Annotated in this window: 17 protein-coding genes and 1 pseudogene; 10 read left to right on the forward strand and 8 right to left on the reverse strand. The window is 60.8% G+C overall.

Annotated features, from left to right (window positions below):
* Positions 1 to 46: 46 nt before the first annotated feature.
* Positions 47 to 961: a transcriptional regulator FeaR gene (gene feaR, locus IB246_RS20470; RefSeq protein WP_008038301.1), complete on the forward strand. Its 915-nt coding sequence runs from the start codon at positions 47 to 49 to the stop codon at positions 959 to 961.
* Positions 962 to 1,091: 130 nt separating this feature from the next.
* Here the strand turns inward: feaR and tynA are convergent, their stop codons facing one another.
* Positions 1,092 to 3,380 carry a primary-amine oxidase gene (gene tynA, locus IB246_RS20475; RefSeq protein ID WP_008038302.1) on the reverse strand — a complete coding sequence of 763 codons (2,289 nt, stop codon included), beginning with the start codon at positions 3,378 to 3,380 and terminating at the stop codon, positions 1,092 to 1,094.
* Between the two features lie 215 nt (positions 3,381 to 3,595).
* On the opposite strand from tynA, the gene IB246_RS20480 reads away from it, so the two are divergent.
* The 3 genes from IB246_RS20480 (at position 3,596) to IB246_RS20490 (ending at position 7,650) form a co-directional block, all read left to right on the forward strand.
* Positions 3,596 to 4,096: a sigma-70 family RNA polymerase sigma factor gene (locus tag IB246_RS20480; RefSeq protein WP_008038304.1), complete on the forward strand. Its 501-nt coding sequence runs from the start codon at positions 3,596 to 3,598 to the stop codon at positions 4,094 to 4,096.
* 40 nt (positions 4,097 to 4,136) lie between these two features.
* A complete protein-coding gene (locus IB246_RS20485) occupies positions 4,137 to 5,120 on the forward strand; it encodes a FecR family protein (protein ID WP_008038306.1) in 984 nt (327 codons plus the stop codon).
* 97 nt (positions 5,121 to 5,217) lie between these two features.
* The gene (locus IB246_RS20490; RefSeq protein WP_008038308.1) at positions 5,218 to 7,650 is read left to right on the forward strand and encodes a TonB-dependent siderophore receptor; all 2,433 of its coding nucleotides are present in this window, start codon (positions 5,218 to 5,220) and stop codon (positions 7,648 to 7,650) included.
* 258 nt (positions 7,651 to 7,908) lie between these two features.
* On the opposite strand, the gene IB246_RS20495 is transcribed toward IB246_RS20490, so the two are convergent.
* Entirely contained in the window at positions 7,909 to 9,060 is a 1,152-nt protein-coding gene (locus tag IB246_RS20495) for an MFS transporter (protein WP_008038310.1), read from the reverse strand.
* 165 nt (positions 9,061 to 9,225) lie between these two features.
* On the opposite strand from IB246_RS20495, the gene IB246_RS20500 reads away from it, so the two are divergent.
* The gene (locus IB246_RS20500; protein ID WP_008038313.1) at positions 9,226 to 10,218 is read left to right on the forward strand and encodes a diaminopimelate epimerase; all 993 of its coding nucleotides are present in this window, start codon (positions 9,226 to 9,228) and stop codon (positions 10,216 to 10,218) included.
* 134 nt (positions 10,219 to 10,352) lie between these two features.
* On the opposite strand, the gene codA is transcribed toward IB246_RS20500, so the two are convergent.
* On the reverse strand, positions 10,353 to 11,600 hold the full coding sequence (codA, locus tag IB246_RS20505) for a cytosine deaminase (RefSeq protein WP_008038314.1): 1,248 nt from the start codon (positions 11,598 to 11,600) through the stop codon (positions 10,353 to 10,355).
* A 268-nt stretch (positions 11,601 to 11,868) separates the two neighbouring features.
* Complete coding sequence (locus IB246_RS20510) at positions 11,869 to 12,693, reverse strand: alpha/beta fold hydrolase (protein WP_008038316.1); 825 nt, start codon at positions 12,691 to 12,693, stop codon at positions 11,869 to 11,871.
* Between the two features lie 152 nt (positions 12,694 to 12,845).
* Here IB246_RS20510 and IB246_RS20515 point away from each other — a divergent pair, with 152 nt between their 5' ends.
* A complete protein-coding gene (locus IB246_RS20515; protein WP_008038318.1) occupies positions 12,846 to 15,542 on the forward strand; it encodes an RHS repeat-associated core domain-containing protein in 2,697 nt (898 codons plus the stop codon).
* A gap of 129 nt (positions 15,543 to 15,671) precedes the next feature.
* Here the strand turns inward: IB246_RS20515 and queD are convergent, their stop codons facing one another.
* Positions 15,672 to 16,028 carry a 6-carboxytetrahydropterin synthase QueD gene (gene queD / locus IB246_RS20520; RefSeq protein ID WP_008025299.1) on the reverse strand — a complete coding sequence of 119 codons (357 nt, stop codon included), beginning with the start codon at positions 16,026 to 16,028 and terminating at the stop codon, positions 15,672 to 15,674.
* A 74-nt stretch (positions 16,029 to 16,102) separates the two neighbouring features.
* Positions 16,103 to 17,182 carry a hypothetical protein gene (locus tag IB246_RS20525; RefSeq protein WP_008038320.1) on the reverse strand — a complete coding sequence of 360 codons (1,080 nt, stop codon included), beginning with the start codon at positions 17,180 to 17,182 and terminating at the stop codon, positions 16,103 to 16,105.
* 279 nt (positions 17,183 to 17,461) lie between these two features.
* Between IB246_RS20525 and IB246_RS20530 the strand changes: the two genes are divergently transcribed.
* The 4 genes from IB246_RS20530 to IB246_RS20545 are packed head-to-tail and all read left to right on the forward strand — an operon-like array spanning position 17,462 to position 20,057.
* A complete protein-coding gene (locus IB246_RS20530; protein WP_008025303.1) occupies positions 17,462 to 17,770 on the forward strand; it encodes a PepSY domain-containing protein in 309 nt (102 codons plus the stop codon).
* Complete coding sequence (locus tag IB246_RS20535; protein WP_008025305.1) at positions 17,770 to 18,075, forward strand: PepSY domain-containing protein; 306 nt, start codon at positions 17,770 to 17,772, stop codon at positions 18,073 to 18,075. Before IB246_RS20530 ends, IB246_RS20535 begins: the two co-directional genes overlap by 1 nt.
* 3 nt (positions 18,076 to 18,078) lie before the next feature.
* On the forward strand, positions 18,079 to 18,747 hold the full coding sequence (locus IB246_RS20540; RefSeq protein WP_008025306.1) for a response regulator transcription factor: 669 nt from the start codon (positions 18,079 to 18,081) through the stop codon (positions 18,745 to 18,747).
* Positions 18,744 to 20,057, forward strand: a complete 1,314-nt coding sequence (locus tag IB246_RS20545; RefSeq protein ID WP_008038321.1) for a sensor histidine kinase — start codon at positions 18,744 to 18,746, stop codon at positions 20,055 to 20,057. The genes IB246_RS20540 and IB246_RS20545 overlap by 4 nt, the downstream gene beginning before the upstream one ends.
* A 102-nt stretch (positions 20,058 to 20,159) precedes the next feature.
* On the opposite strand, the gene IB246_RS29110 is transcribed toward IB246_RS20545, so the two are convergent.
* Positions 20,160 to 20,915, reverse strand: coding sequence for a methyl-accepting chemotaxis protein (locus IB246_RS29110; protein WP_404943259.1), 756 nt, complete (start codon positions 20,913 to 20,915; stop codon positions 20,160 to 20,162).
* 102 nt (positions 20,916 to 21,017) lie between these two features.
* Positions 21,018 to 22,478 (reverse strand): annotated as a pseudogene (locus IB246_RS29115) (HAMP domain-containing protein); the annotation flags it as partial.
* Positions 22,479 to 22,532 lie beyond the last annotated feature (54 nt).

Below are 22,532 nucleotides of genomic sequence, written 5' to 3' on the forward strand. Positions count from 1 at the left end.
CGTGGATTGGCGTAGATAATAAAAACAAGCCTGCGTGAGGCCCGACATGATTTCTTCAATTGCACAGCGCCGTGATGGCTTCGATCAGTGGATTCATCAGATCAACCAGATCTGTGGCGCCTTCAATGCGCAACCTCTGGGCGATGAGTTTGCCGGACAGATCCGCGAGCACCAGGACGGCGCGCTGAAGCTCAGTTTTGTCGATGCCCGCCAGGCACGGCTGTACCGCACGCCTCACGAAGTGGCGGCGGGCGAGGACGGTAAATACTTTGCGGTGTTTCAGCTCGATGGCAGCGCCGGCATGGCTCAGGGCGACAGCAAGGTGTTGCTGTCGGCCGGGGATATCACGCTGATCGACGCCTCGCGCCCCAGCGACTTTACCTACAGTGAAAACTCCCGGCAGCTGTCATTGATTCTGCCGTCGCAACTGGTCGAGCAAACCCTGCGCTTCAATCCGGTCCAGTGCGGTCACCGGATCGCCGCGACATCCCCCATCGCGATGCTCTCGCACCGCCTGATTCTGGACGCCACGCACCAGCAATGCCTGAGCCGGGCAGAAAGCGAAGCGACGCTGGAGGCGATTGTCAGCCTGCTGCGTCCGGCCATCAGCCACAGCGAAGCATGCGCGGACGTGCATGAGCGCCTTTTCCGCAAGACCCTGGGCTTCATCGATGAGCACATCCGCTCGGAAGACCTCTGCCCCGAATGGCTGGCGCGCGAGGTGGGAATGTCGACGCGTGGTTTGTACCGGATGTTTGCCAAGAAGGGATTGGTGGTGGCGCGGTACATCAAGAATCGGCGGCTGGATTTGTGCGCGGAGTCCCTGCGCCAAACACGTACCGAGCAGAAGTTGTCGGTGCTGGGGTATTCGTGGGGCTTTTCTGATTCGAGCTACTTTTCCACCGCGTTCAAATCGCGCTTCGGCATTTCGCCCGGCGAGTACCGCAAAAAACACGCCTGACCGTCCCCTTGAAAACACATTACCCCCTGTAGGAGCCGGCTTGCTGGCGATGGCGGTGTGTCAGAAACATTAATCTCGACTGACACACCGCTATCGCCAGCAAGCCGGCTCCTACAGGGGGTGTGCCGTATTACTGCGGCACGTTGAGGTTCAGCGTCGGCGTTTCATCAAAGAAATTCCACGGCTTCAACAGCACATGCACCCACTCGGTCGGCATGATCGGCCATTCCTCCGCACGGGCGATGTGCGTGGTGCCGGTGGTCAGCCAGACCACGTCATCGCTGTTTTCGATGGACTGGTTGTCGTGGGTGAACTGCCCAAGCCCCGCATCCTTGTCCGAGCGGTTCGGGTATTTGCCTTCCGGATACTTCTCTTCCGGGTTGTAGCGCGTCACCCACAGCTGTTTGTCCATGAAACTCAGGCGGTGATAGAGCCATTCGTCCTTGCCGAAATTGGCACCCTTGGCCACCGGGTGCGTACCGCCGGCATACGGAATCAACTGATAGGAAACCGGGTTGCCGACTTTGTTTTCCTTGCTGGTATTGGTCAGCAGGCGAACAGTCGAGGGGTCGAATTTCTGCGCGGCTTGCTGCTCGGTGCCGACGACTTTGGTTTCGGTCTGCATCGTGCTGGTGCGCGGCCCGCCACGGTCGTTCGGGGCAACCACCGGGTTCACTTCCACCAGCGAGTTGTTCTCACCGTCCACGTCCATGTCCAGGCGGAAGTTGTAGATGTGCTGGTGCGTGGTGCCGACGATGTTGTGGTCCAGCAGCGTGCCGTAGCGCGTGTCTTCCTTGGCGGTGGCTTCGTGCATGGTTTTCGATTTCACGCCCTTGACCGCTTCGATACCGGTGGCGCCGGCATCGATGCCAATGGTGCCGTTTTGCTGGAAGACCCAGTCGAAAATGTAGTCGTAGTTGCCGACGGTGCTGATCCAGCGCACCACCAGTTCACGACGCTCGGTGCTGAGGTTGGGCTGGCCCATTTCCTGGTGTTTGTATTCCGGGCCGGCGTAGCGCTCGAACACCGCCATGGCGCGGGGAATCGAGGTCGGGGCGCCGGTGTAGTCGGCAATGGTGGCGTCCAGCAGCACCGCGTTTTCCGGAGCATCTTTACCGCGCGCAATCGGCGAGGTCAGCGTGCCCATGCCGTAATCGCCCGAGTCGAGATAAGCCTTGAAGTACCAGCCGCCATCCGGATCGCCGTAAGGCACGATCATGCCGCCCAGCGAGCCTTCGTACATGATTTTGCGTTTCTTGCCCTTGTCGTCATAAGTGACGGTGGACAGGATCGGGCCGACCCGCGAGTCGAGGCGAACGTGGAAGTCCCAGTTCTGCCAGTGAATGCTGTTGCCGGAGATGGTGTAGTTTTTGCCTTCGGGCTCGATGATTTCCAGCGGCTTGACCGACGTGCCCTTACGCCCGCGTCCGTCGTACGGCGTCGATTTCATCGGCACCGGAATGACCGCGTCGTCTTCGATCTTGATCAGTTTCTTCTGCTCCAGATCGACAATCGCCACCAGCCCCTCGATCGGGTGCGCCCAATAGTTGCCGTCACCGGTATTCAGATAGCTGACGATTTTCAACAGACGCTTGTCCTGCGCGAGCCCGTCCTTGCCGTCGAAGTAACCGACCGTCAACGGCGTGGCCACCACCTTTTTCACATCGCTGATACCGCGTTTGGTCAGCGCCTGCGCATACTCGGGGCTCGCTTCAATCGCCGATTGCACCGTCGCAAAATCATCCAGCAAGACCATGCCGTGGGCGCCTTCAATCGGCTTCCACGATTTGAGCGTCTTGCTGTCGAGATCGACCAGGCCTTCAACCACATGCTTGCCGTCGAGCACCACAATGTTGGCCTGGCGCGGTTGGGCGACGTTTTGCCCGCTGTAGACGAAACTCCACACCTGATCCTTCGGCGGCTCGTTGACCGAGACTTCCGTGAAGCGGAAACCGGGTTTGTAGTGCTCCGATTGCTTGATGATCTCGACAGCGGTCTTGATCTCATCCGCGCTCAGCGGGTTGAGCGGGTTAGGGCGCGTCTCGACGACAAAGGTCTTGTCCAGGCCGGACTGGAACACCTGATTGATGAAGTCCTTGGACATGAAAGCGGTCTTGCCCTTGAACACCACCGGCACACTCAGCTCCATCCGTTTGCCGTTGAGCATGGCGACCTTGCTGCCCGGTTTGACCTTGAGATAAACGCCGTCCTTGGCAATCACGAACAGGTCGGCGTAGTCGTCCCATTTCACCGTGGCCCCAAACTCCTCAAGGCCCGCTTGCAGCGGCACCATCTCGGCGTGCCCGCCATGGGCCTGAGCGGTGCCCGCCCAGTAAGGCAGGCCAAGCGTGCCAAGGCTGATGGCCAGCGCGAGGCGGGCGAGGGGTTTTCTTTTCAGTGAGGCAAAGGAGGTGAACATGTCTGAATTCCTGGACGAACGCCGGTGACTGGCATGACTGCACTTTGCTACAGCTTGTGGCTGGCTTCTTTTGGATGCCTGCCAGAATCCTTTGGCTGTGTGCCTAAATCAACTTTTCTCGTTGACGAGTGGTGGCGAGTTGGCTGTCTGGAATCCATTGCTTCCGGTTAATAGGAAGCATTACTATTCACGCCCCGTCATCACAGCACACCGCAATGACCCCCAAGTTGCCCCGCAGACACGGCTTTTTCGAGCATTACGAAGAGTTGGTTGGCACCTGGACCCGTCGCCTGAGAAATCGTCAGCAGGCCGAGGATCTGGCCCACGACACTTTCGTGCGGGTGCTTGAGTCCGATTCGGCGGCGGTGCAGCAGCCCCGGGCGTATTTGCACCAGACTGCGCGCAACATCGCGGTGGATGGTTATCGGCGTGAGGATCGGCGGGGCGCCATGGAGTCGGAGGCGATTGATCACAGTGTGTCGTCGTCCGGCGACCCGGAGCATTTCATGCATGCGATCCAGTTGGCTGATTCCATTGAACGGGCGCTCACCGAGTTGCCGGTCAACTGTCGCAAGGTTTTTGTTTGGCAGAAGATCGAAGGGCTGACCCAGGCTGAAATCGCCGAACGCCTGGGACTGTCCAAGAACATGGTGGAAAAGTATATGATCCGCACCCTGCGGCATCTGCGCGACCGCCTCGACGGTTTGCAACCATGATCGGCCGTGCACTCTCTTCCCCAGCCAAACAGGAACTTCCATGATGGATACTCGTGATTGCGCGTGCGGGCAAACGACGGTTCGCGATGAGGCGGCGCAGTGGTTTGTGCGTTTGCAGGAGCCGGCCATTGACGTCGAAGAGCGCCAGCGTTTCGAGCACTGGCTGAACGAGCACCCTCAGCACCGCGACGAATTTCAGTTGCTTCAGGGCCTGTGGACAGCCGCCGACCTGGTGCCGCGTGCGCGACTGCAAGCCTTGTGCGAAACCCCGCCGGCGCGCAGCAAACGTCGACCGCTGGTGCGTTATGCGGTGGCGGCCAGTGTGGTGGCCGTGGCGCTGGGCCTGGGCCTGTTCAGCGGTTTGAATCAACCGGCGCCTTACACCGCCGAGTATTCGACAGCGTTGGGCGAGCGTCGTCAGGTGGCGCTGCCGGACGGTTCGGTGATCGACCTGAACAGCCGCAGTCGTCTTCAGGTGCGCTTTGAAAAAGGCCAGCGCGGCATCGAGTTGACGCAAGGCGAGGCAATGTTCAGCGTCGCCCACGACAGCGATCGGCCATTCGTGGTCGAGGCTGGCAGCGGCAAGGTCACGGTCACCGGCACGCGCTTCGATGTGCGTCGCGGCGCTCGTGACACCCGGGTCGTGGTGGAGCAGGGCACGGTCAGGGTTCAGGGGCACGGCGCGGCGGACAATGAGTTCGTCAACCTTACCGCTGGCCTGGGAACGCGCATTGATGCCCAGGGCAAAGTGGCCGCGGCCTATGCGGTCAACCCTGCGGAACTGACGGCCTGGCGCAACGGCAAACTGGTGTTCAACAACGCCAGCCTGGCCGAAGTGGCCGAGGAAGTATCGCGTTATCGGGACAAGCCACTCACCGTCGGCAACGACACAGTGGGCAATCTGCGCCTGACCAGCGTGTTCAAATCCGACAACACCGACGCGCTGCTCAAGGCCTTGCCGACCATCTTGCCGGTGGCCGTGCGCACCCTCGATGACGGCAGTCAGGAAATAATTTCAAAATAAATTCAGGTTTTTTTCGAGTTGATCGTCTTCCTGTCCAACTGCAACTGGTTTGCATTAACAGGCGCACACTCTTGCGATCCACAGGACTACGTTCGACGTGAAAAAAACCACCGCTAAAAACAACAACTCCCTTTGGTTGCCGCTGGCCCTTGCGCTGGCGGTCAACGCTGCGCTGCCCCAGGCCTTTGCCGCCGATGCCATTCACATCCCGGCGCAACCCTTGGGTCAGGCGCTGAGCGAGCTCGGCCAGCAAACCTCGTTGCAGGTTTTTTTCAGTCCAGAACTGGTCGCCGGCAAACAGGCCCCGGCGGTGGATGGCAACCTTTCGCCGGAGCAGGCCTTGCGCCAATTGCTGCAGGGCAGCGGTCTCGAGTATCAGATCGACGAAGGTTCGGTGACCCTGACGCCGGCTCCATCGCCGACTTCCGCCGCCAATGGCCCGCTGGAACTGGGCGTGACTGACATCAAGGTCGTCGGTGACTGGCTCGGTGACGCCGATGCCGCCGTGGTGCAGAACCACCCCGGCGCCCGCACGGTGATTCGCCGCGAAGCCATGGTCGAGCAAGGCGCGATGAACGTCGGCGACGTGTTGAAGCGCGTGCCCGGCGTGCAAGTGCAAGAAGCCAACGGCACTGGCGGCAGCGATATCTCCCTGAACGTCGGCGTGCGCGGCCTGACTTCGCGTCTGTCGCCACGCTCCACCGTGCTGATCGACGGCGTACCGGCCGCATTCGCGCCGTATGGCCAGCCGCAGCTGTCCATGGCGCCGATTTCCTCCGGCAACCTCGACAGCATCGACGTGGTGCGCGGTGCCGGTTCCGTGCGCTACGGGCCGCAGAACGTTGGCGGTGTGATCAACTTCGTGACCCGCGCAATCCCGGAAAAAGCCTCCGCCGAAATCGGCACCACCCTGGAAACTTCCAAGCACGGTGGCTGGAAGCACATCGACACGGCGTTTGCCGGCGGTACAGCGGACAACGGCATTGGCGTGGCGCTGTTGTACTCGGGCGTGAACGGCAACGGTTACCGTGAGCGTAACAACGGCAACGATATCGACGACGTGCTGCTCAAGACCCACTGGGCGCCGACCGATGTCGACGACTTCAGCCTCAACCTGCATTACTACGACGCCAGCGCCGACATGCCCGGCGGCCTGACTCAGGCGCAGTACGACGCCAATCCGTTTCAGTCCGACCGCAACAACGACAACTTCAGCGGGCGCCGCAAGGACGTCTCGTTCAAGTGGGCGCGGCAGATCGATGACCGTACCCAGGCAGAAGTGCTGACGTACTACTCCGACAGCTTCCGTGGCAGCAACATCGCCGCCCGCGACCAGAAGACTATCGGCTCGTTCCCGCGGACCTATTACACCTTCGGCATCGAACCGCGGGTGTCCCATGTGTTCGACGTGGGCCCGACCACCCAGGAAGTCAGCGTCGGTTATCGCTACCTCAAGGAAGGCATGCACGAACAGGCGACTCGTCTGGAGCTGAACAAGAGCAACGAGCCCGTCGCGACCAAGGCCTCGGACGGCCATGTGTACCAGGACCGCACCGGCGGCACGGAAGCCAACTCCGTTTACCTCGACGACAAGATCGACGTCGGCAACTGGACGATTACCCCCGGCATCCGTTTCGAGCACATCAGCACCGACTGGCATGAGCGCCCCGTACGCGATGCCGATGGCAAGCGTGTGACAGAGAAGAACCGCAGCATCGAAAGCAACGAGCCGCTGCCGGCCTTGAGTGTGATGTATCACATTTCCGATGCCTGGAAACTGTTCGCCAACTACGAGACTTCGTTCGGCAGTCTGCAGTATTTCCAGCTCGGCCAGGGCGGTACGGGTGACAGCACCGCCAACGGTCTGGAGCCGGAAAAAGCCAAGACCTACGAGCTCGGCACACGCTACAACGATGATGTCTGGGGCGGCGAAGTGACGCTGTTCTACATCGACTTCGATAAAGAGTTGCAGTACATCAGCAACGATGCGGGCTGGACCAACCTCGGCGCAACCACGCACCAAGGCGTTGAAGCATCGGTGCATTACGACATGGCGGCACTGGACCCACGGCTCGACGGCCTGAGCGCCAACGCCGGTTTCACCTACACACGTGCCGTGTATGAAGGGGAGATTCCGGGCTTCAAGGGCCGTGACCTGCCGTTCTATTCGCGCCAGGTCGCGACTGCCGGCTTGCGATATGACATCGACCGCTGGACCTACAACGTCGATGCGTTTGCCCAGTCCAAACAACGTTCGCCGGGCGTTGCCGTGAATTCCAACGGCAGCTTCACCAACAACTACATCACCGAAGGCACTGCCGACGGTCAGTACGGCGACATTCCCGGTTACGTCACCTGGAACGTGCGGGGCGGTTACGACTTCGGCGCGCAGCTATCGAACCTGAAAGTCGGCGCCGGGGTGAAAAACATCTTCGACAAGCAGTACTTCACCCGCTCCAGCGACAACAACTCGGGCATGTACGTCGGCGCACCGCGCACGTTCTTCGTGCAGGCCAGCGTCGGGTTCTGATAGACCGAGTCGCCTGCATCGCCGGCAAGCCAGCTCCTACAAGATCGCCGGCGTGCACAGAATCTGTGTTCGCTGGAGATCCCTGTAGGAGCGAGGCTTGCCCGCGAAGATGGCTGTCCAGTCGATAGAAATGGCGCCTGACCCACCGCTTTCGCGGGCAAGTCGGATCGCCGCACCGCTCGCTCCTACAGTTGTTTCGCACATAGATAGTGTGTGCACTGACGATCCTTGTAGGAGCTGGCTTGCCGGCGATGCTTTTCAGGCCTTCAACACCTTCCCGCCAATGGCAACCGCCACCAGCAACACCGCCATCAGCCCAAAGGCAAAACTCAAACTGCTGCCGTGGGCGATGAACCCGATCACCGCCGGCCCCGCCAGAATCCCCGCGTAACCCAGCGTCGTAATCGCCGGCACGGCAATGCTTTCAGGCATGACCGTCTGCTTGCCCACGGCGGTGTACAGCACCGGCACGATATTCGAGCAGCCCGCGCCCAGCAGTGCATAACCCACCAGCGCCATCTCCCAGCTCGGTGCAAACGTCGCCAGAAACAGGCCGGTAGCGGCCGTCAGCCCACCGAACACGATCACCCGTGTCGCGCCTAGGCGCCGGACGATCTTGTCACCGGTCAAGCGCCCGGCCGTCATGGTCAGCGCAAACGCCGCATAACCCAATCCCGCATAGGCCGTGTCGATCCCGCGTTCCTGCGCCAGGAACACCGCGCTCCAGTCCAGTGCCGCGCCCTCGGCAAGGAACACGATGAAACACATCCCGCCGATAAACAGCACGATACCGTGGGGAATGGCAAAGGCCGGCCCGGAACTTTCGCTGCCATACGGCAGCAGGTGCGGCGCGGCTTTGCACAGTGCGATCAGCAGCAGCACGATCACCACCAGCATCGCTCCCAACGGAGAAACCCCGAAGCCGAGCAGGGCACTGACGCCCGCCGCCCCGACAATCCCGCCGAGGCTGAACAGCCCGTGGAAACCCGACATCATGGTTTTGCCGCTGGCGCGCTCGACGATCACCGCTTGCAGGTTCACCGTCGAATCCACCGTGCCGAGGCCCGCGCCGAACATGAACAAGGCCGCAATCAGCGCCGGGACCGAGGACACCGTCGCCAACAGCGGCAGCGCCAGACAGATCAACAACGTACCGCCCGTCAGCACGCGCCGGCAGCCGAAACGCGTGGCCAGCAGCCCCGCCATCGGCATCGCCAGAATCGAGCCCACCCCCAGGCACAACAGCAGCAAACCGAGGGTGCCTTCATCCAGCCCGGCCCGGGCCTTGGCGTAAGGCACCAGCGGCGCCCATGCGGCAATCCCGAAACCGGCGATGAAAAAGGCAATGCGCGTGGACATCTGTTCCAGGCGTCCGGGCACGAAAGTGGTGGGCGTGTTGAGGTTGGTCATATCGATCCTTGGCAAAAAACGTCGCGTCCCCAAGGGACAGTGACTCACCCATGAGGTTCGATCAGCGTCCGGACGGTTTCGCGGTCAGGCAGGGTGACATCCTTGCACAGCCCGTCGCGGTTTCGCGATATGTTGCACGCCTGTGATGTTTACACGGGAGGCGCCATGACGCCGTTCTACGATGCTAGAGGCAATATCTACGCGGTAGTGGCGCCGGATGCAGTGCGCCGCGCAGGGATCGATTTACCTGAACAGGCCAGTCTGGCGGCGCAAACCCGCACGACCTGGGCATTGTCGGCCATCGAGGCGTTCTGTGCCTGGGCGCCGGGCACGCAACCGCCCGGCAGCAAGGACCATCGTTGCGACGGTCTGCTGGTCGGCCCGTTTCAAACGCCGCCGCCGTTCGATCTGTTGATCGTCAACACCGACGGCACTCTGGCCGAGCGCAGTGGCAACGGGCTGACGATTTTCTCCCAGGCGCTCAGCGATCAAGGACTGTTTCCGGAAAACGCGGCGTGTGTGCTCAGGGTTCATCACGACAAGGCCGACACGCCTTCGCCTGGTGAAACATTGGTGAACAGCGCGCAGGTCGAGGGTGTGCAGGGTTTCTGGCTGGATCTGGGCAAACCGGCGTTCGGGCCCGAGGCGGTCAGTGCTCAAGGGGTGACCGATGTGGCATTCAACGGCCGTGAGCTCAGCCACGTTCAACCGCTGTCGGCGCTGGATCCCGCCTGGTCGCGCAGCCAGTTCGTGCGGGTCGGCAATCCGCATTGCGTAACCCTTGTGGACGATGCCGAGGCATTGCCGGCCAATGAGCAGATGCGCGAAGCGCGATTGTCCGAAGGGTTGACGCGCATTGCCTATGCCATGCCGACCGGGGCAGGGCGACCGTGCCCGGCGGGGGTTAATTTGCAATGGGCGATGCGCGAGTCAGCGGGGCGAATTGCTGCTCGGGTGTTTGAACGTGGGGAAGGGCCGACGGCGTCGTCCGGTACCAGTGCGAGCGCGGTGGCGTGTGCGGCTTGGCGGGTGGGTTGGGTGGTGGCGGGTGAGGTGAAGGTGGTGATGCCTGGTGGGACGGCGCCGATTTTGTTGGAGGAAACAGACGGGGAATTGAGTCGGGTCAGTTTGTTTGGTACGGCGCGGTTGATGGGTTGAATTTGAGATTGCCTTCGCGGGCAAGTCGGATCGCCGCATCGCTCGCTCCTACAAGGTCGGCGTTGATCTTGTAGGAGCGAGCGATGCGGCGATCCGACTTGCCCGCGAAGGCGTCAGCTCAGCCAACACAAAACTCAGGGTTGCTCACCAAAAAACTCCACCACTGGCATCTGCCGCTTCATCAACACCTTCCCATCACGAACCGAATACAGCGGCAAGCCCTGACTGCGGATCACCTCGTAATCGCTGTCCGCCGAAAGAATCAGCAAATTCGCCGGCCGCCCGCGCTCCAGTCCATACCGATCCCCCAGGTTCATCGCCCTGGCGCTGTTGTCGGTGACCAGGTCCAGCGCGCTTTGCAGGTTGCGATACCCGAGCATGTGACAGATGTGCAGACCTGCTTCGAGCACCCGCAAAATGTTGCCGTTACCCAGCGGATACCACGGGTCGACGATCGAGTCCTGGCCGAAGCACACGTTCATCCCCGCTTCGAGCAACTCATTCACCCGAGTGACGCCACGACGTTTCGGAAAGTTGTCGTAGCGCCCTTGCAGGTGAATGCTTTCGGTGGGGCAGGAGACAAAACTGATCCCCGAATGCCCGAGCAGGCGAAACAGTTTGGCGCAGTACGCGTTGTCGTAAGAGCCCATGGCCGTGGTGTGGCTGGCCGTGACCCGCGAGCCCATGTCGCGGCTGCGGGCTTCTTCGGCGAGCACTTCGAGAAACCGCGAGTGTGGGTCATCGGTTTCATCGCAATGCACGTCCACCAGGCAACCGGTGCGTTCGGCGAGGTCCATCAGGAACTTCACTGAACTCACGCCCTGATCGCGGGTGTATTCGAAATGCGGAATCCCGCCGACCACGTCCGCGCCCATGCGGATCGCTTCTTCCATCAGTTCACGACCGTTGCGGTACGACTCGATGCCTTCCTGGGGGAATGCAACGATTTGCATGTCGATCAGGTGCCGGCTTTCCTCGCGCACTTCGAGCATCGCCCTCAGCGCCGTCAGCTGTGGGTCGGTGACATCGACATGGGTGCGCACATGCTGGATGCCGTGGGCGGCGAGGGCCTGGATGGTTTTCCTGGCGCGGGTCTTGGTGTCTTCCTCGGTGATCGTCACCTTGCGCTCGCCCCAGCATTCGATGCCTTCGAACAGCGTGCCGCTCATGTTCCAGCGCGGTTCGCCGGCGGTGAGCGTGGCGTCGAGGTGGATGTGCGGTTCGACGAAGGGCGGCACCACCAGGTTGCCGCCGGCGTCCAGATCATCGGGGCCCAGGGTCGGCGCTTCGGTCTGACGGGCAATATTGCTGATCAGGCCGTTTTCCAGGTGCAATTCATGCAGGCCTTCTTGGTTGCGCAGGCGGGCGTTGATGATGTGCATCAGGCGAATCCTTTTGGAGATCTTGTAGTAGTGCGTTGGCGCGTCAGTTATAGACATTAGCGCGGCAACGGAAATCGAGCATCGGTCAGATGCGAACTTTGACCACGGCAGCGAAAGAAAAATGCCCGCCATTGATCGGGACCAACTGAAGAAACACGGTACTTTGTAGGAGCCGGCTTGCTGGCGATAGCGGTATAACAGGCAACATGTGTGCCGAATGACACACCGCTATCGCCAGCAAGCCGGCTCCTACAAGAGTCCGTGTGTTTCAGGGGGCTTTTGGGAGAAAACGCAGCAGCGCGGCAACGATCGCCTCCGGCGCATCTTCCTGAACCAGATGCCCGGCATTGGGGATTGGGTGAAACTGCGCCCCCGCAATCATCTGCTGCAGCGCGCGGCCACGCTCGATGGGGATCCACTGATCATCCTCGCCCCACAGAATCTGCACCGGGCAACGAACCGTCGGGTACAACCCCTCGACCTCACGGGTATAGCGCTGATCCATCTGCGCGATCTGCCGGTAAAACGCCGCTTGCCCCGGATCGCCCAGCCACGGTTGCACGTAGGGCGCGAGTTCATCGTCGGGTATGTCGCGCTTGATCGCCCCGCGAACATAGGCCGACACAATCGCCCGCTGAATGTAATCGGGCACGCCGCTGAACACCGCTTCATGCTGACGCACCTGCTGCACGAACGGCGAGCCCCACGGCGTCAACGCCACCGGGTCAATCAGCGTCAGGCTGCGGTAGTCCTTGCCGTTCAGCAGATGCGCGCGCAACACCGTCGCGCCGCCGAAATCGTGGGCCACCACATCCGGGCAATCCAGCCCCCAATGCTCCAGCAGCTGCGTCAACAACTCGTTCTGCACGCCCAGCGACACATCGCCCTCGACCTTCTCGGACAGCCCATAACCCAGCAGGTCGAAGTAATGCACCCGGTGCGACGTGATGAAGTGCGGCGCAATCCGGTGCCACACATACGAAGAGAACGGCGTGCCATGCACGAACACCAACGGCGGGCCGTCGCCACGCACGGCGTAACGGACGGAGTGCCCGTTGAAGCGATAGGTTTGAGCCAGCGGCCAGTCAGTCATGGGGACGTCCTCTTGGCGGGTGCGAGCGAAAAAGCATAGGCATAAAAAAACCGCTCGTCCCGGCAGTTTTTTTGATCTGTCGGATCAGCGGGACGAATACCTGTGATTTGTGACAGTAGACGGCTGTTGATGGCGGATGATATCCACAGCCCATGGACAACCTCAGCCTGCATCACGGAACGCCCACTCTGGCGGTCATTGACCCGCGCGGCCTGGCTGTGCGCAGCGTGGCGTACTGGCGTGGGGAGAGTGGTCAAACATCGCAGGCGCGGGTGACGCGGCAGGTGTTCGATGCGGCGGGAAGGGGGATTGAGCAACGGGATGCGCGGTTGTCCGCGCCGGCGTTGAGTCATTGTTTCTCCCTGACCGGCAAGGTGTTGGCGACTGACAGTGTCGATGCCGGGTGGCGGGTGTTGTTGCCCGGGCAAGCGGATGAGGTCTTGAGTGGATGGGACAGTCGGGGGGCTCGGCAGGATACGCAGTACGATTCGTCGCTGCGTCCTGTTGCCGTAAGAGAGCTGGAACGGGTTGTGGAGCGCTTTGAATACGGCAGCGCCGGGGCCGGTTTTGATGCTGCCAATCAATGCGGTCGAGTGATTCGCCACGACGATCCGGCGGGCACGCGGCACATGCCGGCGTACGATCTGCGGGGGTTCGCGTTAAGTGAAATCAGCCACTTTCTGGCCTCCCTCGATCCGCCGGATTGGCCGCTGGACTGCGCCGCACGCGATCGCTTGCTGGAAGCTGATCCCGGGCTTGCAAGCCATTGGGCCTATAACCCGTTGGGCGATTTGCTTAGCCTCACCGACGCCAAAAAACACCGTCGTCACTTCAGCTACACCGTGGCCGGGCAGCTCAAGGACGGCTGGTTGCAACCGGCCAATACCGCCGCGCCCGGACACTGCCTGGTGCACGACATCCGCTATAACCCTGGCGGAAAAGTCGAACGGGAAACCGCTGGCAATGGCGTGATCACCGAAGCGCAGTACGCGCTTGATGACGGGCGCCTGCTGCGCTTGTGCGCCGGGTTGCCGAACACCGCACCGCTGCAAGACCTGCGATACAGCGTCGACCCGATGGGCAACATCCTCCAGATCGACAATCACGCAGTGCCGATTCGTTACCACAACAACCAGCGCATCGACGGCCAATGTACCTACGGCTACGACACCTTTGGTCAATTAACCCACGCCACCGGCTGGGAAGCCGAGCGCTCATCCAGTTATCCCGGCACTCCCTACCGCGCCTCGGCCAACCCCAACGCCGTGGTCAACTATCGCGAAGAATACGACTACGACGCGGGTGGCAACCTGACTGAACTGCGCCACCTCGGCGTCCAACCGTTCACCCGGCGCTGGGACATCGACCCGGACAGCAATCGCAGCCTGCTCAAGGGCGAACAACCACCGGATTTCGCCCGCCATTTCGACGCCAACGGCAACCTGCAATATTTGCAGCCTGGCCAAACCATGACCTGGGATGCGCGTAACCAGTTGGCCAGCGTGTCACCGGTGGTGCGCGAAGACGAAGACGAAGACGACGACACCGAACGCTACCTCTACGGCGGCGGTGGCAAACGCCTGCGCAAAGTCCGCACTGCACTGGCCGCCGCCCGCACCGTGATCGCCGAAGTGCGCTACCTGCCGGGGCTGGAGATCCATCATCGTCCGGGCGGCAAGCAGCATGAAGTGCTCGACCTGGAGGCCGGACGCAATCGGGTGAGGTGGCTGCACGGCGCCGATGCGCCCGACCATTCGTTGCGTTACCACCTGACCGACCATCTCGGGTCCGGGACGCTGGAATTGGATGAACACGCCAGGGTGCAGAGCCGCGAAGTGTATTACCCGTTTGGCGGCACGGCTTGGGAGGATCATCGCGATCAGAGCGGTGCGTACAAAACCATTCGCTATTCGGGCAAGGAACGGGATGCGACCGGGTTGTATTACTACGGATATCGCTACTTTGCGCCGTGGCTGTGCCGATGGATCAACCCTGACCCGGCGGGGGCGGTGGATGGGTTGAATTTGTATTGTTTTGTGGGGAATTCGCCGATGGGGAGAGTGGATCGGGATGGGCGGATGTGGAGCGGACATGAATCATTGCCTGAAGATGAGTCTCAAACATCGTTTTCCGGGGAAATTACGAATTCTTCCAGAGCAAGCGCTGACCTGCCAAATCTGGATATCGACTCACAGGATTTTCAGTCACAAGATTCATTGGCGGGAGTATTCAATGCACCGTTAAATGATGACGAGGCGATGCATGCTCGTATGTCACTCGGAGTGGCTCCCACACCTCTGCTTTTTCAGTTTGAAGTTCACCCAGCTGCCGGTCCCTCGTCAGCGATTTTGCCGACATCAAACAAGCAATATCCCTGTGATATTTGTGACAAGGTTTTTTCGCAGCGAAGTAATCGTTCTAAACATAGGCGAACACATACCGGTGAAAAGCCTTTCAAATGCGATAGAGGCGATTGCACTAAAGCGTTTTCACAAAAAAAAGATCTTATTAATCATGTGCGGTCGCATACGGGAGACAAACCATACCGTTGTGGTGAAGTTAATTGTAATGCCGCGTTTGGGACCACGGGTCATCTTGCCAGGCACAAGCGAGAGGTTCATGACGCGGCTAAACTGAAAAGGGTTCACACCAGCAAAGTGAAAAGCTTTGCTTGTCCCGTGCTTGATTGCGATATGGTTTTTGATTCGAAATCTGATCGTGATCATCATGTTGGCACCCATCCTAAAATTAAAGGCAGTTGCCCATATTTAGATTGCAATAGCCGGAGCAGCACAAAGGCGACGTTAAGAAGACATCTAAACCAGAGACATGGGGGGCAATGGCCGTAACGTTAAAGTTATCATCCATGCAAAGTTGGTATGCGTAACTATATTTACGTTCTTCGGATAAGTAAGTTTCCGAAGTCGAAGAGGCAAACATAGAAAACCACCGAGGTCGGTGGTTTTTTAATCCAGAACTTACTCCCCGCGATAGATGCAACCGCTAGTACACGTCTCGTGAATACGGATCGCGCTGAGTTCTGGCAGCAATGGCTTGAGTTCAACCCAGATCCACTTCGCCAACACTTCACTGGTCGGATTCTCCAACCCCGGAATGTCATTCAAGTAGTTATGATCCAGGCGCTCATACAACGGCTTGAAGATCGCCTTGATCTCGGAAAAGTCGCGAATCCAGCCGGTATGCGGATCCAGATCGCCACTCAAATGAATCGCCACTTTGAACGAGTGACCGTGCAGGCGGCCGCACTTGTGGCCTTCCGGGACGTGGGGCAGGCGGTGGGCGGATTCGAAGGTAAATTCTTTGAAGATTTCCACAGTGGTTTCAGCTCTGTCAGGTGGCGATCGCCGCAGCGATGTGGGCAGGCGGCGAGTTTAACAGTTTGTCCTGACTAAAGGGTCAGCAAGCGTTCGCCAAGGCGACCGTTGGCGGCCAGTTCGAGAAACTCATCGCCCAGCCTGCGGCTTTCATCCATGGTTGCGCGCCAGTATTTCTGCCGGCTCGGCGCATCGCCCATGAAACGCTTGAAGTCGTTACGGTCCGGTAGTTTGCCGTAGGGCAGGCGGGCCAGGTATTCCTTGGACGGCGCCAGCAACAGGACATCCTGCAAGCGCGTTGGGCAGGCACGGCGCCACGGCAGGGTTTTGTCGAACCAGCCGGGAATCACCCGGTCGGTGAAGTGTGGATAGAGCACGATGTCGTTGCCGCTGTAGGGCAGGTCGAGGTGATAGTCGAGCAGGCCGCCGTCGCGGAACGTCCCGGTGCCGGCACCCGGCAGATCGCGCACGCCTTCCATGACCATCGGGATCGAGCCCGAGGCGAGCAGGGCCTGGCGCAGGTTGCCGGTATTCAGTGCGACGAAGCGCGAGGGGAAATCGTTCAGCGCGTTGACCGGCGGTGCCAGGCGCGGATCGTGGATGATCAGCCGCTCGAAATGCCGCGACAGCCGCGCGCGACCGCGCAGGTTGTCGGCGATCACCGACGACAGGCCCAGCCCGAGACGACCGCGATGATCGTCCGCAAGCAGGCCGTGGCTTTTGACCACCATGATGTTCAGCCGGTAATTCGCGTTGCTCAGAATCGCTGCATCGCGACCGTCGAGCAGGTCATTGAGCATGCGTTGCGAGCTCTGGCTGATCTGCGCCATGGTCACGCCCTTGGCGAAGTTCTGCTCGGTGTACAGGTGACCGAGGCGGCGGATGCCTTCGGCGGCGTCCGGCAGGCAGGCACTGGCGAAGCGCCAGGAGCCGACCGAGGCGCCGATCAGCGACCGCTCACGCGGCGCGGCGGGCAGCCATTCGCCAAACAGCGCCAGGTCCAGACCTTGAATCCCCAACGCCTTCGGCCCGCCGGCAGCACCCGGCAACGTACCGACATCGGCGGCGTTCAAGCCGTGCTCACGGATGCGCGCCAAGGCACGCGGGCCGGCCTTGAGGGTCAGGGAAGGGAACTTGATGTGGATGGCGGTCATACCGGTCTCGATGTCTGGCAAGCGGGCGGATTATAAACAGTGTGGCTGCAGGGGGCGGCAATACCTCGCATTCGATGTTGCACCAGGAATCTGTAGGAGCACGGCTTGCCGGCGAAGGCGATGTCAAGGGCGCCTTCGCCGGCAAGCCGTGCTCCTACAGGTTTGGCGTATGCCGACGATAGCGTGATGCCATTCTTGATGATGGCAATTCAGTTTCAATTAAGTTCGAATCGCTAAGGTGCCTTCCGTACGCAACACATAAAAAATACGGAGACACCCATGAAAACCCTGACTGCCCTGTTCACTGCCTCCATCGTCGCCATGACCGTCAGCATCGCCCACGCTCGCGACCTGGGCCCCGACGAAGCCCTGCGGCTGCGCGACGCTGGTACCATTGTGTCTTTCGAGAAGCTCAACGCCACGGCACTGGCCAAACACCCAGGCTCGACGGTCACCGAAACCGAGCTGGAAGAAGAGTACGGCAAGTACATCTATCAGGTGGAGCTGCGCGACCCGCAAGGCCTTGAGTGGGACCTGGAATTAGACGCGGTCAGCGGGCAACTTCTCAAGGATCATCAGGATACGTAATGAAGGTGTGTTCATTGTCACGCATGGCGCTGGTGCTTCTGGCGTTTTGCTCGATCGTCATGGCCCGCGACCTTGATCAGGACGAAGCCCTGCGCCTGCGCCAGCAGGGCGTGATCCTGCCGCTCGAGCAAGTGGTGAAGCAGGCGCTGGAGCGTTATCCAGGCTCAAAACTGCTGGAAGCCGAGCTCGAAGAGAAACACGACGTCTACATTTATGAAGTCGAGCTGCTGACCACCGAAGGCGTGGTCCGTGAACTGGACCTCGACGCCGCCACTGGCGAGTTACTGAAAGACAAGGAAGATTGACCGATGCGATTGCTGCTGGTGGAAGACCATGTGCCCCTGGCCGACGAACTGATGGCCGGCCTCAACCGCCAGGGCTACGCCGTGGATTGGCTGGCCGACGGGCGAGATGCGGTGTATCAGGGCAGCAGCGAACCGTATGACCTGATCATCCTCGACCTCGGTCTGCCGGGTTTGCCGGGGCTCGACGTGTTGGCGCAATGGCGCGCGGGCGGGCTGGCCACGCCGGTGTTGATCCTCACCGCGCGCGGTTCGTGGGCCGAACGGATCGAAGGCCTCAAGGCCGGCGCCGACGATTACCTGAGCAAACCTTTTCACCCTGAAGAGCTGCATTTGCGCATTCAGGCGTTGTTGCGCCGTTCCCATGGCCAGGTCAATCAACCGACGTTGCAGTCGGCTGGATTGCACCTGGACGAAGGCCGGCAATGCGTGACCCGCGACGGTGCCGACATCCAGCTCACCGCCGCGGAATTTCGCCTGCTGCGCTATTTCATGCTGCACCCCGAGCAGATTCTTTCCAAAAGCCACCTCGCCGAACACCTCTACGACGGTGAGACCGAGCGCGATTCCAACGTGCTGGAAGTTCACGTCAACCACCTGCGGCGCAAGCTCGGGCGCAGTGTGATCGAAACCCGTCGCGGTCAGGGTTACCTGTTCGGCGGGCAAGCGCAGTGAGGTCGATCCAGCGCCGCTTGAGTCTGGGGCTGATCAGCGTGATGGTGATCGTCGGCCTGGTGCTGGCGCAAACCAGCCTGTGGTTGTTCGAAATGGGCTTGCAGCGCTACCTCGAAGCGGGGCTGCGCAACGACAGCGAAAGTTTGCTGGTGGCGCTGGTGCGCGGGCCGCAGGGCTTGCAGCTGGATGAACGACATCTGTCACCGGCTTATCAGCGGCCGTTTTCCGGGCATTACTTCCGTATAGATTTTGCCGACAGCCATTGGCGCTCCCGTTCGTTGTGGGATCAGGAGTTGCCGCGCCTCGACCATCCCGGCCTGCACAGCAACCTGCAACTGGGGCCGGAAGGCCAGCAATTGCTGGTCTTGCGTTCGGACTATCGCCGTTTGGGACAATCGATCTCCATCAGCGTCGCTCAGGATTACACGCCGGTGCGCGAGAGTTTCAAGCGCATGCAGCAAGTGGGGCTGGGGCTGGGGCTGGCGGGGTTGCTGCTGATTTTGCTGTTGCAACGGATCACCGTGCGCCGCGCCTTGCGTCCACTGGAAAAGGCCCGTGAGCAGATTGCCCAGTTGCAGCAGGGCCAACGTTCGCAACTGGATGATCAGGTGCCGGTGGAACTTGAGCCGCTGGTGGCGCAGATCAACCATTTGCTCGCTCACACCGAAGACAGCCTCAAGCGTTCGCGCAATGCGCTGGGCAACCTTGGGCATGCCTTGAAAACCCCGCTGGCGGTGTTGTTGAGCCTGGCGTCCAGCGAGAAACTCGATGCCCATCCCGAGTTGCGCAAGATCCTCAAAGACCAATTGGCACAGGTTCAGCAACGACTCAATCGCGAGCTTAACCGCGCACGGTTGTCCGGCGATGCGCTGCCGGGGGCGTTGTTTGATTGCGATGCGGAACTGCCGGGATTGCTCGCCACGTTGAACATGATTCACGGCGAACACCTTGAACTGAGCTATCGCGCGCCGGCCGGGTTGCAGTTGCCTTGGGATCGCGAAGACTTGCTGGAGCTACTGGGCAACCTGCTGGACAACGCCTGCAAATGGGCGGATGCCGAGGTGCGGTTGAGCGTGGTCGAGACGGTCGCAGGGTTCGAGCTAAGCGTGGAAGATGATGGGCCGGGCATTCCCGAGGACCAGCGTGCTCAGGTGTTCAGCCGGGGTACGCGGCTGGATGAACAGGCGCAAGGGCATGGGTTGGGGCTGGGGATTGTGCGCGACATCGTCGACACGTGGGGCGGGGTGTTGCGGCTGGAGGAAAGCGAGTGGGGCGGGTTGAAGGTCGTCATCGAACTGCCCAAGCGCTGACCCCGGAAACACCGCTTTACTGTAGGAGCCGGCTTGCCGGCGATGGCGTCTTCAAAATCGCCATCGCCGGCAAGCCGGCTCCTACAAGGGGTGTGTTGTCAGTCAGACGCGGAATTGATCCATCAGGCTCTGCTGCTGATTCGCCAGGCTATTCAGCGACTGGCTCACCCGCGCCGACTCATTGGCCTGCCCCGACAGCGACTCGGTCACGTCCCGGATCGTCGCCACGTTGTTGTTGATCTCTTCCGCCACCGCGCTTTGCTCTTCCGCCGCCGAGGCAATCTGCAGGTTCATGTCGCTGATCACCGTCACTGCGTCGCCGATCTGGCGCAACGCCGTGACGGCCTGGCTGACCTGCTCGACACTGCCCTGAGCCTGGCGATGGCTGTTGTTCATCGACCCCACCACATCCTGCGTGCCGTTCTGCAACTGCTCGATCACCAGACGGGTTTCTTCAACCGACTCCTGCGTACGCCGCGCCAGGTTGCGCACTTCGTCGGCGACCACCGCAAAACCGCGTCCGGCCTCACCGGCACGGGCCGCTTCGATGGCGGCGTTGAGGGCCAGCAGGTTGGTCTGCTCGGCGATGGCGCGGATCACTTCCAGTACCGAACCGATTTTCTCGCTGTTGGCCGCCAAACCTTCGACCTGCACCATCGCCGCGCTCATATCGGCGGCGAGGTTGTCGATGCTGGTGGTGGTCTGGTCGATCACGGTCAAGCCACGGCGGGTGGCGTGATCGGCATCGCGCGCCGCTTGTGCCGCTTGTGCCGCGCTGCGGGCAACGTCTTGGGCGGTGGCGCTCATTTCGTGGGAAGCGGTCGCCACCTGATCGACCTGTCGGTATTGCTGTTCCATGCCGGCGCTGGTCTGCGTGGCGATGGCAGAAGACTGGTCCGCCGTGCTGCGCGCGTCCTGTACCGAGCGTTTCACCTCGGCGATGATCGGCTGCAATTTGTCGAGGAAACGGTTGAACCAGCCGGCCAACTGGCCCAGCTCATCCTTTTTGTCGTAGGCCAGGCGCCGGGTCAGGTCGCCTTCGCCGCTGGCGATGTCTTCGAGCATGTGCGCCACGCCGAGGATCGGTTTGGTCACGCTGCGCGCCATCAGCCACACCAGCAACAGGCCGATCAACGCGGCCAGCACGCCGAGGCCGAGTTCGACCAATGTGCCGGCGGTGTTGCTGTCATCGAGTTGTTTTTTCAGGGTTTCGGCGGGGCCGACCAGGACTTTTTCCGGCACATCGAGCAACACGCCCCACGATTTGCCGTCGGGGATCGGCTGGAACGGCGACAGCACTTTCAACTGCTGGTTGCTGTGCAGGCTGGCGGTTTTGCTGCTGGCGGCGAGCAGGCGGATCAGTTCGGTGCCGTTGGTTTTATCCACAGCGTCCAGGCGCTGGGCGAGTTTGCTGGCGTCCGGGCTGTAGCCGGCGAGCAAACCGGCCGGGCTGATGATGCTGACGTTGGTCTGGCCGTCATAAAGCTTCTTGCTCGCGCCCTGGCTGACGGCTTGCAGGCTGTTGAGGTTGATGTCCACCGACAGCGAGGCGATGACTTTGCCATTGACCATCAGCGGGAACACGATGCTGGTCATCAGCACGTTCTGGCCGTCGATCACATAGAAGTAGGGTTCGATCACGCAGGGCTTGAGCGAGGTGCGCGGGCAGGTGAACCAGGCGTTGGCGGGTTCACCGCTGGGGCCGGTGCTGGTGTCGGCCATGTCAGTTTCGGGCAGCGCCATCGACGTCACCTTGCCGGGTGTCGGTTGCGACCAGTACAGCGCGAAGCGGCCCTTGTCGTTGCTGCCCAGCTCAGCCTGGCCGGCAAACAGTTCATCCTTGCCGTCCAGCGCATTGGCTTCGAACACCAGCGACAGGCCGAGCAATTCCGGGTTGGCTTGCAACGCAGACTTGACCTGGCGGGTCAGGTCTTCACGCAAGTCGAAGGCATCGAGAAAGCGCTTTTCGGCCTGATCGCGCAGGAACAACACCTGACGCGAAAAGCCGTGGCCATATTGATAGGCATCCATGAACTGCTGGCGAATGTTCAGCGCCTGGTTTTCGCCCTGGGACTCGATCCGGGCCTGGGCGGCTTCAGTGAGCATCTCCATGCTCGAGGCTTTCACCAGCTCGGAACTGTGCTCCATGCGATACAGCGAAAGACCTACCAGCAAGGTCACGATACCGGCGAGGCAAAGCCCGGCCAGCAGGGTGATTTTCCATTGAATGGAAAGTTGTCTGAGCGACATGGAGACGTCCTTATTCGATAAATATCTGAGACTTTGCACTGTAACGGCTGAAAATCTGCTTTCTTTATGCCGTCCGACGGAAATCGAATCACCCGCACAACCCTTGTAGGAGCCGGCTTGCTGGCGATAGCGGTGGGTCAGCCAATCCGTTATTGACTGGACGGACGCCATCGCCAGCAAGCCGGCTCCTACAGGGGGCGGTGTCGTTTCGGAAAGGTCGCGGTG

The organism is Pseudomonas sp. PDM01 (genome assembly GCF_014852325.1).
In the GTDB taxonomy this organism is placed as follows: domain Bacteria; phylum Pseudomonadota; class Gammaproteobacteria; order Pseudomonadales; family Pseudomonadaceae; genus Aquipseudomonas; species Aquipseudomonas migulae.

Coding starts and splice junctions, on each gene's coding strand:
- feaR (WP_008038301.1), top strand. CDS start 47: ATGATTTCTTCAATTGCACAGCGCCGTGATGGCTTCGATCAGTGGATT.
- tynA (WP_008038302.1), bottom strand. CDS start 3,380: ATGTTCACCTCCTTTGCCTCACTGAAAAGAAAACCCCTCGCCCGCCTC.
- IB246_RS20480 (WP_008038304.1), top strand. CDS start 3,596: ATGACCCCCAAGTTGCCCCGCAGACACGGCTTTTTCGAGCATTACGAA.
- IB246_RS20485 (WP_008038306.1), top strand. CDS start 4,137: ATGATGGATACTCGTGATTGCGCGTGCGGGCAAACGACGGTTCGCGAT.
- IB246_RS20495 (WP_008038310.1), bottom strand. CDS start 9,060: ATGACCAACCTCAACACGCCCACCACTTTCGTGCCCGGACGCCTGGAA.
- IB246_RS20500 (WP_008038313.1), top strand. CDS start 9,226: ATGACGCCGTTCTACGATGCTAGAGGCAATATCTACGCGGTAGTGGCG.
- codA (WP_008038314.1), bottom strand. CDS start 11,600: ATGCACATCATCAACGCCCGCCTGCGCAACCAAGAAGGCCTGCATGAA.
- IB246_RS20510 (WP_008038316.1), bottom strand. CDS start 12,693: ATGACTGACTGGCCGCTGGCTCAAACCTATCGCTTCAACGGGCACTCC.
- IB246_RS20515 (WP_008038318.1), top strand. CDS start 12,846: ATGGACAACCTCAGCCTGCATCACGGAACGCCCACTCTGGCGGTCATT.
- IB246_RS20525 (WP_008038320.1), bottom strand. CDS start 17,182: ATGACCGCCATCCACATCAAGTTCCCTTCCCTGACCCTCAAGGCCGGC.
- IB246_RS20530 (WP_008025303.1), top strand. CDS start 17,462: ATGAAAACCCTGACTGCCCTGTTCACTGCCTCCATCGTCGCCATGACC.
- IB246_RS20535 (WP_008025305.1), top strand. CDS start 17,770: ATGAAGGTGTGTTCATTGTCACGCATGGCGCTGGTGCTTCTGGCGTTT.
- IB246_RS20540 (WP_008025306.1), top strand. CDS start 18,079: ATGCGATTGCTGCTGGTGGAAGACCATGTGCCCCTGGCCGACGAACTG.
- IB246_RS29110 (WP_404943259.1), bottom strand. CDS start 20,915: ATGGAACAGCAATACCGACAGGTCGATCAGGTGGCGACCGCTTCCCAC.